We start from the raw sequence: 12,651 nt of genomic DNA, 5'->3' as shown, positions 1-12,651 counted from the left end.
ATCCTGTCAACGGGGCAGGGAAGGTTCATGATCGTGCCCACGAGCAAATCTCACATTCCGCCCAGGCTCTGCCACGACGATCGTCAATCTAAACGGCGTCGAAGACCAAGCCTGGCTTGCCCACCTTCTCGCCTGCGTTGCAGATGTGTTCCTCAGAAAGTTGATCAGCTGCTTCGGTCGAATTGGTAATCGACTGCATTGAACTCTTAGGCGGCATAGTTTGCGGCCCTGACGACGGCTTACGGTCTAACATTGTCGCATGAGTGATTTTTGCTCCGACCCCGACGCAGGAGCCACCCTGTGAGTTGCCGCGACACTCGAACGTCGTCAATCTGCCTTATGCCAGTTAAGGAAATCTCATTTGTTCGCGCCCCGTCTTAGACAAGGAACACCTAAGACATCATGATGATAGGCAAAGGAGACCGCTAAAATGACTATTGTGTCGCGAGACAAGTTCGAAATGCTGTCGAACATGACGCCCTCGGTCGAAGACGGCGAGTATGTGTTCTGCTCGATACCCAATGAAGGGAGCAAAGTCCACAATCTGAGTCCGATTGGGACATTTCACGAAAGAGAAGGTTTGACAGTCATCCTTGAGAAAGGAGAGGCGCACGAAGCGGGGTTCGAAACTTCACTTGCGATGCGCCAGATCACCCTCAATGTGAATTCTGCGCTCGATAGCGTCGGCCTTACGGCGGGCGTCGCCGCCTCTCTCGCAGAAGCTGGCATACCGTGCAACATGGTGGCAGCATATCACCACGACCACATCTTTGTTCCGGCGGGCCTAGCTGATCGAGCATTGCATCTGTTGGAAACGCTGCAACGCGAGTCCGCGCGGGCGATGCGCAATGTTGACGAACGGTAATCCCCCGCACATAGCCGGCGAAGCCTTGCTAACTTCGCGGGCAAGCGGCAGCACGAGCAGACCTGGCGTTGGTTCGCGATTCGGGTAGACCTTGATATCAGCGCCCAGTTTGACATGGCGCAAAGCTCCGATGATCGCCGTCAATGCATCCAGATTCCCCGTATCCCAGCGAAAGCTTCATTCCGGTTGGCAGCAGCGCGCCGATTTCGGAAGAAACTGACAGATGGACCGTCTTCCCTCCTGATGCCGGTTGTGGGATGTGCGCGAAACGCGAGCGATCCGGTCGGATCAAACATGATTTTTGCTCCAATGGTTCGTTAGAATTCCTGTCGACGCTGCCTGAGCAGCGCCAACAGGTTTCTATTTCAACACTGCTTCCGTGGAGCCGCACAAATCCCCCCATAGCAAACCTGCTCACCCTTATACTTCGCCAGGGTATGCAGCAAATGCACCATCCGTTCACGCTTCTCGACGTCCGGGAGAGACTCTCCGTCCACGAACTTCAGAGCCTGCTCGATCAAATCCACAGCGCGGTTGTTGTCGCCGCTCTCATGGTAGTAAAAGGCAATCGTCAGGTAAGAATAATAGCGGAAAGGAGCATCGTGCTGCGGACACAGTCTCAGGATTCGTTCGGAGAGATCCTTGCCCATCGAAATGCGTTCCGCCAATGGAAGGCCCGAGTAATCGAGGTGTGGACCGAAGAGTTCTTGCATCGCCATAAGAAGCCAAACTTCAGAGTTTCGTTCAATTGCAGTGCGAGCAAATTGGACTAATGCTATCCAGCCCGCCTCCATGTCGCGCATTCCTCCAATCAATATCCGGACATGCCACTGGTGCAAGGAGATACTGTCCGGGAAAAGGTTGATGCCCTCCTCAATGGCAGAGAGCGCCGTCTTCCAATCCTCAATCTCTGTCGCCGCCCGGATTCGATCAAACAACGCGCGCTCCGGAGCATCGATCTCGGCTTTAGCAATGCGCTCCTCTTCGGCATTTCTTGATTCCGCGCTGGCGAGCCAGCTGCCGTCAATCACTTTTGGCAAAACATCCTCGAGCATGTCCGGATCACCGATAAAGGCGATTCTGCCGGCTCGGTCGACAACGAACGCCTGTGGAACATGGAAAGTTAGGCTAGCTTTCTTCCAATCCTTATCCATTTCGCCTGAGTAGTCGAACCCGATCCGAATTTTCGAGTTGGGGAGCCATTTGGTCACCCATGCGTCCACCTGAGCTAGGGCCTCGTCAGCCGTTGCAGCCCGCTCATTTGCTGTAATGCCGATGAGCTCAACTCCGATGTCGCTGTATTCCTCCTGCAACTGAGCCAGGCGGGCCAGCGCCGGCCCGCAACCACTGCAGGTAGTCGAAACGAACTCAAGGATGTATATCTTGCCGAGCTGGAAGTTGGAAAGCGGATCGCCGCGCAGCCAGTGCTGCACATTGATGGACGGAGCTGGAGAGTCTATGCCCAAATCAGAGGTCATGTTTTGGTCTCCACCAGTGTTTTATCCGGCGCTTCGTGCGCCAGGAATGAGCGTGTTGAGTATCAGCTCGAGTTGCTTCGATTTCGAAACGCGGCGCATGTTCCGTCTGTTGGACGCACGCTTGTGATCTCGTCTTCTAAAATGGCTTCTGCGGGTGCGGGCGGCCATTGCGATAGTGTCCTTCTTTTGGGAGGGTGGCGATGTCTCCGTCGTGACAGGAAGACGCCGAGCCTTGATGCAGTTGGAGGTCATTGGAATTCCCATTAGTCATGAACACCTATGCTTCTCCGTGTTAGACGCCGCGGGGTTGTGCAAGCGACGCCTGTAAGTCAGGCGCCGGAGGTTCAGCCTCTTTGCAATTCCGGATCCGACCGAGGCCGGGTCGCCATCAATTGTCCGCTTTCCGGAACGACGATCAGGCTCCTGAATGTCCAGCACCCGTTTGATAAAAGGCACAGTGTGCATAGTCACTTGATCTCCCAAAGTCGGAATAGGTCAGTAGCGACCCGGCTTACTCTGAGCACTAATCGTGCCAGTCAGGTTGCGCCGGTAAGCCTTTGAGATTGCACATGTGTCGTTGTCGCTATTCGGAGGGTTTTGTAGGGCTTCCGACATGTCGTGTCGGAAGCCGCCCCGATCACTACCGCGTTGGAGAGGCGCTCCGACAGCCTTCAAATCGGATAAGTCATGAAGGCTGCGCTACGAGCGGGGAGATTTGAACAATCCCCATACCATGGGTACCCATCCCCCCTGGTCGCGCCCTTCTCCGGGCGCGCTTCTCGCATCCTAGCCGCCGACCGGGTTCCGCAAGATCAGGAGATCCTCACCCTGGATAATGAGGTGGTTGCGAAAAGCTCATGGCGGTTAGAGCCAATGTTCGCGCTAGCAGCGATCTTGCCATTGACCTCAAAGCTCTGATCTCGTCCGGAACCACGATCGGCCCGGTCCGCCTCCTCACTGAAACGGATAAGGCCGAGTTGGCGCATTTTCTCAACCTGCTGCGTGAGAACCGATTTTTCCCGTAGTGATGCCGCGGCCGAATTGAACCTCGCTCCGCGACTTCCAAGCGGTCGACGCGAGGAGGCTCACTGTCATGGACCCAGCCTATGACGACACTCGCAAGCTGTCGCACCAGGATTTCACTACGCAATGGACCGGCGTCGGTGTATTTTCCTGGGAAAGGAACGGAAGACGATGAAGGCATCGCAATTTTCGGACGCGCAGAAGGCGTTCATTCTGAAACAAGGTGATGAAGGTGTCGGTTGCTGCGTCTGCCGCAAGCGGGCATCAATCAGGCGACCTACCTCAGCTGGAAGAAGAAGTATGCCGGCTCTCCGCGCCGATCAGGCCGGTCTGGAACGTCGTCTTCGTGAGACCTGCGAGAAGCGTGTGCCGTACGGCTATCGTCGGTCAATTCGAAAGGCCCAGATCATGCTATTGATAGCTTAGTTCGAGTGTAGGCGCGGTTTGCTCCTTGCGTGGCGCTTGACCGGGCGCCAAGTGGCGTCGGCGGAGCCCAGCATAAAATGCGTTGTCACTCTGCTCAAGCCCGCGGCCGGTGGATCGGACTTGTACACGTTCAGTGCTCGAACCGCTCCAGCATACGCTTCAATTGTGCATTTTGCATTCGAAGCTTGCCCGCCAACTGGTGCCGGAGGAGCCTGATCTCTTCATCGAGATTGATTGCATCGTCAGAAGCAGTGGAAACGCTCGGAGGCCGTGGGAGAACGACTGCAATAGTTTTCGCCTTCTTGCCCCGCGTGCTGCGCTTTCGCGTTTGACCTTCACCAAGTCGAAAGGCATTTGGTGCAGCATATGCAGCATGTGCAGCTATGTCGGCTTCATTGGACAAAGCTGGATCAGCTGCTTCCTCCGGCCTCGCGCCTTCGATATCTGCGGGACCATCAATAGCGCTTGCCGCCTCGTCGGCATGATCCGGGTCGACTGACACCGCCGCGGAATGACCCTGGAGAACTGACTTTTCGTCGGCCGGACGGTCTGCGGCGCCTAACTCGTTGTTGGCTGTCGGCTTGGCAATGGCCAATACGTCCGGCTTCACGGCATCGGTCGAGCCGTGTTCTTGCCTCTGCTGCCGTCGCGGGGACACCAGTCGGGCAAGAAGCTTCCATGGAGACGCCATTTTATTCGACCTCGAATTCTACCCCGTGCGCAAACTACGTGCAAAAGCGTTGGCGGCATGACTAACCGCCGCCAAACTATTCGCATCAATAAGCATGAGAATGCGGCCAGCGCTTGGCCGACAGCTTTCGATCAACCGAGGTTGAGCCGCTTTCGCAGATCGGCATTTTCGGCACGTAGCTTCTCGGCCAACAGCTTGCGCAGTCTTTGATTTTCCTCTTCCAGCTGCAGAAGATCCGCAAACTCGTCAACTGCAGTCACCGACGGTGCCGTCGCTGCCTGAACCGCCCTCGGAGCACGCTTGATAGGCGCACGTCTGGCGTTTGTCGCACCTTCGTCAGACTTTGCTTTGCGTCCTCTCTTCTGCTTTCCGGTGGTGGCAAGCGAAGCCGCTGCTGGTTGCACAGAAACCGGGTCTGGGGCCGTTTCAGGCACCGCTTTCCCGGCGCGAGGTTTGCGCACTTTCTTCGATACATCGGACGCCGTGGCGGCCGGCATGTCAGCATTGGTCATCGCATCGTTTTCGTCGGCCATTGTGGTCTCCTGTAAAGCCGATGCATTTGTCTCCTGCTCGATCGGCAGTGTCAATAACGCCCCGGCCTGTTCTTCTGCGGATACAAGCATCTCGCTGCTTTTTGCCTGAGGAGTTAATGACATATATGGCATTGCCTCGTCCTGCATATCTTGCGCAACGGACTTGAGATCGGTGTCTCCCCAGATTGAGTTCGGTTTGAAATTGAGTTTTCGGCGACCGGATTTATATTCTATGGCAAAGCTGCGTTGGACTTTTTTCATCGTAAAGAAGCCTCGGGTGTCTGATTCGAAGGTTCGGCGACGTCTTCAGCATCGCAAGCCTTTCAGATAGCGACTACAGTCCATCCGGTCTATATATTTTGAATCTTGGCCCACTGGGTCCAACCGAAAATAAGCAACAGCTGGGTTATAGTTCCGTTGCGCCGCTCGATGATTGCGAGCCGATCTTCGCTGGTGAGAGCAATTCGGCCTGATCCGATGTTCCGGCTATACAAATATTGCGTAAGTTCGTTTTGTGCGTAGCCCTCGCATAGAAGACCAATAGTTGACCCGCCGAACCCGATCTCGGTTGTGCAAGTGTCGGCCGAATACCCGAATGAGTTACGTCGCAACTGGCGGGCTTTCTGCGCCAGCGCAAGCTCATCGTCCGGCGAAGAGAAAATGATCGAGCCCAATCGGGTCATAGCCCTCCAGGGTATCGCCCACGACCGCGGCCTGACCGGCTCGGGTAGGCATATCCGGCAATGCCTTCTCCTCGATCAAACGTTGGTTCCATCGTAACACGTGCGCAGCCGAACGCGGAAACCCGACTGGGCGCATGGCGGCAGCTCACCGGTCTTAGGCAGGACTGACCGTCTGAATTTGAAGGACCGTAGATCAAGTCAAAATTGATGCGGCTTTACCATGGCGGCGCAACTGATTGACCGCAGTTGCCGTCTGCTCGTCGCTTTTGGATCCGATTGATTGCTTTTTGAACAACGAGATCGAGGCGCTGAACTCCGATGCTCGCACGGTTCACCCCGGCCGCTTCGACGGCCTCTTGATCCGGGCGGTGATGCTTGGCGTTCCGCTGCCAAAACCCCAGGGCAGCGGTTTTGTGGTCTGTTCCGCAATCAGATGGATTCGTCACGGGTCAGTGCAACCAGTTGAGGATCGAGGCTCGGGCGTGCTCCAAACTCACCAAGGGCTAGCTTTCACATAGATCGCGCCGCCGCTTAGAGCAGGATAATTCGAACGGGTTGAACACAGCCTCAGAAGCCCGCGACCTTGGCGAGTGCCCGCTTCTCGCGGCGGCGCTGGACTGAAGAGGCGATGTTCATCTCCTCCCGGTATTTCGCAACCGTGCGGCGGGCGAGATCGACGCCGCCCTTCTTCAGCATGTCGACGATATCGTCATCGGAAAGCACCGCCTCCGGGCTCTCCTGCAGGATCAGCGCGCGGATCTTGTGACGCACGGCCTCGGCCGAATGGCTGTCGCCGCCGGCGACGGCGCTGATCGAGACGGTGAAGAAATATTTGAGTTCGAAGAGGCCGCGCGGCGTCAGCATATATTTGTTCGACGTGACGCGGCTGACGGTGGATTCATGCATCTTGATCGCCTCGGCGACCGTTTTCAGGTTCAGCGGCCGCAGATGATCGACGCCGTGCAGCAGGAAGGCGTCCTGCTGGCGGACGATTTCGCTTGCCACCTTCATGATGGTTTTTGCCCGCTCGTCGAGGCTGCGCATCAGCCAACTGACCTTCTCCTGGTAACCGGAAAGGAAGGCGCGAGCTTCGTCGTTCTTTTTCACCAGGGAAGAATAGGACTTGTTGATCAGCGGGCGCGGCATCGCATCCGGATTGAGCTCGACCAGCCAGCCGCCATCCGAGGAGGCTCTGACGGCCACATCGGGTATGATCGCTTCGGAAACAGGTGCCTCGAAACCGCTGCCGGGCTTCGGATTGAGCTGGCGGATCTCGCCGAGCATGTCGAGAAGATCTTCCTCGTCGACGCCGCAAAGCCGCTTCAGCGTGGCAAAATCGCGCCGGGCAAGCAGTTCGAGATTTTCGACCAGGGCCTGCATGGCCGGATCGTAGCGGTCCTTCTGCCTGAGCTGGATGGCAAAGCATTCGGCGAGGCTGCGGGCGAAAACACCCGGCGGATCGAGGCTCTGCAGGGTGGCAAGCACGCGCTCGGCCTGTGCGAGGCTCGTGCCCAGCCTCTCGCTTGCCCCGACAATATCGGCCTGCAGACGACCTCGCTCGTCGAGCTGGTCGACGAAATTCTGCGCGATCAGCCGGTCGGCCATGTCAGGCAGGACGAAAGGGATCTGCTGGGCGATATGATCGCGCAGCGACACCTGGCCGGCGCCGAAATCGTCGATATCGTAGTCGGCGCCATCGCCGCTGCCCGGCATCGACTTCCATTGGCTGACGAGCTCCGGCGCGTCGAGGCGCTGCGGGGCCGCGTCGTCAGGAAAGACATTGGTGTAGTTGGCGTCGAGCTCGTCATTCAGTCGGCTGGTGCTGGCGCTGCCGCCATTGTCATACCAGTCGGTGGAGAGCGCCTCGTCACGATTGTCATAACCATCGTCCCCGCCGGCATCCTCCGGCTGATGAGCATACTCTCCATCTTGGGTTTCGCAGCATTCGCCACCCGCCTCGTCGTCGTCCTGAAATTCGAGCAGCGGATTCTGTTCCACTTCTTGAGCGATAAACTGGCTGAGTTCAAAATGATTCATTTGCAGCAACTGGATGGATTGCATCCGTTGCGGTGACATCCCCAAAGACTGGGTCTGATGCAGGAAAAAATTGGCAGAGCATTTCATGATAAAACCCTTAACTCGCAGGAGCTGCCGATCATGGCTTCAGGGCTCGGAAATCGATCCCTTCGCGTGAAAATTGACACGTGCTTAACATCATGAACCATTGGACAGTTTGGGCGCCTCGGCCGGTAATCTGCTTTCGAGATTTCGTGCCAAACCACTCGATTGGCTTCCGAAAAGATGCTCAAATTCGGTTGTTGGGTGAACACAGTTTGGATAGGGGCATGTGTTGCGGACCCGACGAAACGACGACAGTTCGATCTTCGCAATTCCCCATCTGCCTTTCCTGTTTGGACCGAGTGTGCGGTCAGGGTTCTCGTTGATCGGTTTCGTCCTCGGCGAGGATTCGCCAGGCGGCGCCTTGAAGGTCGTCATACTGGCCGCTCTTCAGCGACCAAAGGAATGCCAGGAGTCCTATTCCTCCCATCAGCAGCGCGATCGGTATGAGATAGATCAACATGTTCATGCGGCTTTGACCTCCGCACTCCTGCCGATCCGCCCTCGAATGCGTATATCCGGACGCTTGCCAAAGGCGTTCAGGCGCAGGGCGTTGGTCACGACGATGATCGAAGATGTCGACATTGCCACCGCCGCTATTAGCGGCGTCGCCAATCCGGCGATGGCGATCGGCACCGCCAGAACGTTGTAACCAATGGCGAGAGCGAAGTTCTGGCGGATCAGGCTGGCGGATCGTCGCGCAACGGCGATCGCTTCTGGAACAGCGTCAAGGCGATCGTTGAAGAAAACCAGGTCGGCCGCCTGTCTGCCGATATCGGAGGCCGTGGCCGGCGCCATCGAGACATGCGCCGCAGCAAGCGCCGGGGCGTCGTTGATACCGTCGCCAACCATCAGCACGCGACGACCTTGGCCATTCAGCCTCTGGCATTCCTCGACCTTCTGTTTCGGCGTCAGAGAGCCAAAAGCCCTGTCGATACCCAGGGCATGCGCAGTATTGTCGACGACGGTCTGCCTGTCGCCGGACACGATCAGCGTTTCAAGGCCTGCTGCATCGAGCCGGTCGATGGCATCGCACGCACCCGGACGAAGCGTGTCATCGAAGAAGAAGCGGGCAAGATCGACGCCATTCTTCGACAGGACCACTTCCGAGAACGGATTGTCGACGATACGGGGCACGATGCTGGTTCCGCAGGCAAACGCCGTGTTGCCCAATCGATAGACATCCGCTCCGTTCCTGGCCTCCAGTCCCCCGCCGGGGATTTCCGTGACGCTGTCGAAGGACATGGGGGCGGTTTCGGTGTCCCGCACCAGAGCCCGACAAAGAGGATGCCGTGAATGCGTGGCCAATCCACGGGCGATTGCGGTGGCGCTCTCTTCCATGGTGTCCACTCCGACAAGGCGCGGACTGCCCATCGTCAAGGTGCCCGTTTTGTCAAAGGCCACGGTGTCGGCCTCGGCCAGTCTTTCGAGTGCTGAACCGTCCTTCACCATGATGCCCTTCCGGAAAAGCTCCCCTGCGGCGACAACCTGGACCACGGGCACGGCAAGACCCAATGCACACGGGCAGGTGATGATCAGCACCGCTACGGCGACCAGCATGGCCTGTTTCCAGTCTCCTCCCAGGATGCCCCAGGCAAGGAAAGAGACCAGCGCCAGCAGATGCACGATCGGGGAATAGAGTGCCGCAGCGCGATCGGCGATCCTGCGATAGCGAGCCCTTCCGCCCTCAGCGGCGTCCATCAGGCCGATGATCTCGGAGAGAAGCGAATTCTTGGCAATTCTCGTTGCCCGCAACACCAGCGAGCCGGTCAGGTTCATTGCCCCGGAACTCACTTCGCTGTTGCTGGCAACGGCGACGGGGCTGCTCTCGCCGGTGACGATGGAGAGATCCACGTCGCTTTTTCCGCTGACGACTATGCCATCGACGGGAACCCTTTCGCCCGCGGCTATCGAGATTTCATCCCCCGCCGCGATCTCTTCTACCGCAATGTAGCGTCGCGACCCGTCCGGATTGATCAGCAATGCTCCGCGCGGGGCGAGCCGTGCCAGTCCGTTGATCGCTGCCCGAGCCTTTTCCCGCATGATATGATCGAGGGTTCTGCCGATCAGCAGGAAGAAGAGCAGCGAGACCGAAGCGTCGAACCACGCATGCTCGCCGTGATGGACGGTCTCCCACAAGGAAACGGCATAGGAGAGCGACACGGCGAGTGAGATCGGAACGTCCATGTTGGTGCGCCCGTGCCGCAGCGCATTCCAGGCCGATTTGAAGAAGAAGCGCCCCGCATAAACCAGCGCGGGCGCTGCTATCATCGCCGAGATCCAATGAAACATATCGCGCGTCGCGGCATCTGCGCCCGACCAGACCGATACTGAGAGCAACATGATGTTGGCAGCCGCAAAACCGGAAACGCCGATCGCGAGGAGAAGCTGATTTCTGGTCTTGTCGTTCTCGGGAGCTGAGGGGGTGAAGAGATGCGCGCGATATCCGGCCGCGTTGATCGCTGCGAGGATCCTGGACGGATCGGTTGCGCCCGTCTCGATCTCCTCCTTGTAGACGCAGCTCACCCTTCGCGCCGTGAGATTGACTCGCGCTGTCTTGACGAAGGGAAGCGTCAACAACGTCCTTTCGATGGTCGAAATGCAGCCGCCGCAGTGGACGTCGGAAACGCTCAGGTCCAACTGGCGCAATCCTTCGCCGAGCGGCTGGCTGGCAAGGCGGACCTCTTCGGCACTGAATGATGTCGTGCTGAGGGCAAGCACGCTTTCGGCGTCCATGGTACAGCAGGTCATTGGTCTAACTCCGCAGTATCGATGCGTTTTGCCTCATGCATGACGACCACGCCGTTGTTTCGCGAGATGGCCTCGACGATCCAGTCACCTTCGGCTAGATCATGTTCCGCTTCGAACCGCCCCGCGGCTGCCTTCTTGAGCGTAAGGAGGAAGTCCTCGTGGTCTCCGACGGGCCGTTTGAAATTCAGAACGACGTCGTCGACGATCGCAGGCGATCCGCTCTTGTCGCGAATGTCGTAGCGGATCTCGTGGCCCTTTATGGAGAGGTTGCCCTCGATGCCGGAAGCGGCCATTGCCTTCATCGCCGCCGCTTTGCGGTTGAACTCCTGACTGGCGACATAGGTGTTTTCCACGACCAGACCGCTCCAGCTGGAAGAGGCATAGAAGGCCATGGTGACGTTCACCGCGATTACCACGCCAAAGAATGCCGAGGTCGCAAGCAGCATGTGCAGGCCTGTAAAACCTTGAGCGGAGGTCTTCATTTGATGTCTCCCGGTGCATTGAACGCCGCGCGGTAAGTTGCCCGATCGGCATGATCGGTATCTTCGACAACGAACAGAAATTCATTGATCGCGGCTCCGGTAGGCTTGCGTGTAACGAAGACCTTGAGCGTCGTGGCCGCGTCGGGTTCGGCATGGACTGTAAAGCTGCGAGCGCCTTCCTTGCCGAACTCGGGGATGCGCATCGTCGCCCCCTCCAGCCCGACCAGGCTTATGTTCACATCCCTCGGCGTCGGCACCATGTTCAGGATACGAAGCGTGTAGCCATTCCGCAGAGAGCCGTCGCTTTCCAGAACATATTGGGGGTTTCGGTCGTGAACGACGTTGAGTTCAAGGCGCTCCCGAAAGGTAAGATGGACGAGCATGGCCACGCCGACCGACGCCCAGGCGACTGCGTAAAAGACGGTTCTCGGACGAAAGATGATACGCCAGTTGAAGTGCCGGATCGCCGGAACGAAGGTCCCATCCTGATTTCGAACCCTGGATGGCTGGACGGCCGTTCGTCCTTCGTCCGTGGCGAGCGACATGTTGCTCGAGTATTCGCTGAGCGTGGCGTAGGCGATCAGGCCGCGAGGCTTCCCGCGCTTCTCCATGCGGCCGTCGCAGGCATCGATGCAGAGCGCGCATGTGATGCACCCCATCTGCTGCCCGTTGCGAATGTCGATTCCCATCGGACACACTGCCACGCAGGCATTGCATTCGACGCAATCCCCGACCGGCATGCCCCTGGCTCGAGCCCTCTTGGGGTACCGCGACCGCTGCTCGCCCCGCCAGGCATTGTAGGTGACGACGAGAGAATTTTCATCGAGCATCGCGCCCTGTATGCGTGGCCACGGGCACATGTAGGTGCACACCTGCTCTCGCATCAGACCGCCGAGCACATAGGTGGTTGCAGTAAGGATGGCGACGGTGGTGTAGGCGACTGCAGGAGCGCGGCCGGTGAACAGCGAAACAAGCAGGCTCGGCGCGTCGGCAAAATAAAAGATCCACGCTACCCCCGTGAGGACGCCGATCAGCAGCCAGGTCGAATGTTTGACGACACGCCTCCTCAGCTTGGCAAAGCTCATGGGACTAGCGTCAAGCTTCATGCGCGCGTTTCGGTCGCCTTCAATCCCACGTTCGACGGCGAGAAAGAGATCAACCCAGACGGTTTGCGGACAAGCATAGCCGCACCATGCGCGGCCAACCGCTGAAGTGACGAGAAACAGGCCGAAGCCCGCCATGACGAGGAGACCCGCTACATAGTAAAATTCCTGAGGCCAGATTTCGATGAAGAAAAAGAAGAAGCGCCGTGAGGAAAGGTCGATGAGGATTGCCTGGTCAGGCGCGTAAGGACCCCGGTCCCAGCGAATCCATGGCGCGAGAAAGTAGATGCAAAGCGTAATCAGCAGGACGATCCACTTGAACCGACGGAAACGTCCCTCTGCATGCTTGGGGAAAACCTTCTTCCGAGGAGCGTAGAGAGGCTGCCGGTTGCGACGGGCGTTGAGTGGCTTGCCACTGAGCCTTTTGATGTATCGGGATCTGGTGCGGTGTAGAGATTCATGGGACCTATCGGATTTCATCTGCCGTTGTCCCATCTG

General features: G+C 57.9%; 11 protein-coding genes and 2 pseudogenes. 4 read left to right on the top strand and 9 right to left on the bottom strand.

Going from position 1 to position 12,651, the window contains the following annotated elements; genetic code table 11:
- Positions 1-430 precede the first annotated feature (430 nt).
- Positions 431-865, top strand: coding sequence for an ACT domain-containing protein (locus BA011_RS36725; protein WP_065284426.1), 435 nt, complete (start codon positions 431-433; stop codon positions 863-865).
- 365 nt (positions 866-1,230) lie between these two features.
- On the opposite strand, the gene BA011_RS36720 is transcribed toward BA011_RS36725, so the two are convergent.
- Positions 1,231-2,343 (bottom strand): TlpA disulfide reductase family protein, encoded by a 1,113-nt coding sequence (locus BA011_RS36720; RefSeq protein ID WP_065284425.1) that lies wholly within the window; start codon positions 2,341-2,343, stop codon positions 1,231-1,233.
- Positions 2,344-3,200: 857 nt separating this feature from the next.
- Here BA011_RS36720 and BA011_RS44715 point away from each other — a divergent pair.
- Complete coding sequence (locus BA011_RS44715; RefSeq protein WP_186806629.1) at positions 3,201-3,368, top strand: hypothetical protein; 168 nt, start codon at positions 3,201-3,203, stop codon at positions 3,366-3,368.
- 169 nt (positions 3,369-3,537) lie between these two features.
- Positions 3,538-3,674 (top strand): annotated as a pseudogene (locus BA011_RS46720) (transposase); the annotation flags it as partial.
- A 248-nt stretch (positions 3,675-3,922) separates the two neighbouring features.
- On the opposite strand, the gene BA011_RS43580 reads toward BA011_RS46720, so the two are convergent.
- The 3 genes from BA011_RS43580 to BA011_RS46210 all read right to left on the bottom strand — a co-directional run bounded on the left by BA011_RS43580 (position 3,923) and on the right by BA011_RS46210 (position 5,778).
- Positions 3,923-4,483, bottom strand: a complete 561-nt coding sequence (locus BA011_RS43580; protein ID WP_072641013.1) for a hypothetical protein — start codon at positions 4,481-4,483, stop codon at positions 3,923-3,925.
- A 131-nt stretch (positions 4,484-4,614) separates the two neighbouring features.
- The gene (locus BA011_RS36710; RefSeq protein ID WP_065284423.1) at positions 4,615-5,277 is read right to left on the bottom strand and encodes a transcriptional regulator; all 663 of its coding nucleotides are present in this window, start codon (positions 5,275-5,277) and stop codon (positions 4,615-4,617) included.
- A gap of 378 nt (positions 5,278-5,655) precedes the next feature.
- Complete coding sequence (locus BA011_RS46210) at positions 5,656-5,778, bottom strand: hypothetical protein (protein WP_257785332.1); 123 nt, start codon at positions 5,776-5,778, stop codon at positions 5,656-5,658.
- Between the two features lie 157 nt (positions 5,779-5,935).
- Here BA011_RS46210 and BA011_RS43575 point away from each other — a divergent pair, with 157 nt between their 5' ends.
- Positions 5,936-6,217: a hypothetical protein gene (locus BA011_RS43575; RefSeq protein ID WP_151343757.1), complete on the top strand. Its 282-nt coding sequence runs from the start codon at positions 5,936-5,938 to the stop codon at positions 6,215-6,217.
- A 49-nt stretch (positions 6,218-6,266) separates the two neighbouring features.
- On the opposite strand, the gene rpoN is transcribed toward BA011_RS43575, so the two are convergent.
- From rpoN to ccoG, 5 genes and pseudogenes are all read right to left on the bottom strand, one after another.
- Positions 6,267-7,823 (bottom strand): RNA polymerase factor sigma-54, encoded by a 1,557-nt coding sequence (gene rpoN / locus BA011_RS36700; RefSeq protein ID WP_065284421.1) that lies wholly within the window; start codon positions 7,821-7,823, stop codon positions 6,267-6,269.
- 304 nt (positions 7,824-8,127) lie between these two features.
- On the bottom strand, positions 8,128-8,286 hold the full coding sequence (gene ccoS / locus BA011_RS36695; RefSeq protein ID WP_003549679.1) for a cbb3-type cytochrome oxidase assembly protein CcoS: 159 nt from the start codon (positions 8,284-8,286) through the stop codon (positions 8,128-8,130).
- Positions 8,283-10,568 (bottom strand): cation-translocating P-type ATPase, encoded by a 2,286-nt coding sequence (locus BA011_RS36690; RefSeq protein ID WP_065284420.1) that lies wholly within the window; start codon positions 10,566-10,568, stop codon positions 8,283-8,285. The genes ccoS and BA011_RS36690 overlap by 4 nt, the downstream gene beginning before the upstream one ends.
- Positions 10,565-11,050 carry a FixH family protein gene (locus BA011_RS36685; RefSeq protein WP_065284419.1) on the bottom strand — a complete coding sequence of 162 codons (486 nt, stop codon included), beginning with the start codon at positions 11,048-11,050 and terminating at the stop codon, positions 10,565-10,567. The genes BA011_RS36690 and BA011_RS36685 overlap by 4 nt, the downstream gene beginning before the upstream one ends.
- Positions 11,047-12,614, bottom strand: a pseudogene (ccoG, locus tag BA011_RS36680) (cytochrome c oxidase accessory protein CcoG). Before ccoG ends, BA011_RS36685 begins: the two are co-directional and overlap by 4 nt.
- Positions 12,615-12,651: the final 37 nt, after the last annotated feature.

Origin of the sequence: Rhizobium leguminosarum (assembly GCF_001679785.1) — a bacterium.
GTDB lineage: Bacteria > Pseudomonadota > Alphaproteobacteria > Rhizobiales > Rhizobiaceae > Rhizobium > Rhizobium leguminosarum_R.
This window is presented reverse-complemented; position numbering and strand designations above follow the sequence as displayed.

Excerpts from the sequence above, each read along its gene's own strand:
- BA011_RS36725 (WP_065284426.1), top strand. The coding sequence starts at position 431 with ATGACTATTGTGTCGCGAGACAAGTTCGAAATGCTGTCGAACATGACG.
- BA011_RS36720 (WP_065284425.1), bottom strand. The coding sequence starts at position 2,343 with ATGACCTCTGATTTGGGCATAGACTCTCCAGCTCCGTCCATCAATGTG.
- BA011_RS44715 (WP_186806629.1), top strand. The coding sequence starts at position 3,201 with ATGGCGGTTAGAGCCAATGTTCGCGCTAGCAGCGATCTTGCCATTGAC.
- BA011_RS43580 (WP_072641013.1), bottom strand. The coding sequence starts at position 4,483 with ATGGCGTCTCCATGGAAGCTTCTTGCCCGACTGGTGTCCCCGCGACGG.
- BA011_RS36710 (WP_065284423.1), bottom strand. The coding sequence starts at position 5,277 with ATGAAAAAAGTCCAACGCAGCTTTGCCATAGAATATAAATCCGGTCGC.
- rpoN (WP_065284421.1), bottom strand. The coding sequence starts at position 7,823 with ATGAAATGCTCTGCCAATTTTTTCCTGCATCAGACCCAGTCTTTGGGG.
- ccoS (WP_003549679.1), bottom strand. The coding sequence starts at position 8,286 with ATGAACATGTTGATCTATCTCATACCGATCGCGCTGCTGATGGGAGGA.
- BA011_RS36690 (WP_065284420.1), bottom strand. The coding sequence starts at position 10,568 with ATGACCTGCTGTACCATGGACGCCGAAAGCGTGCTTGCCCTCAGCACG.
- BA011_RS36685 (WP_065284419.1), bottom strand. The coding sequence starts at position 11,050 with ATGAAGACCTCCGCTCAAGGTTTTACAGGCCTGCACATGCTGCTTGCG.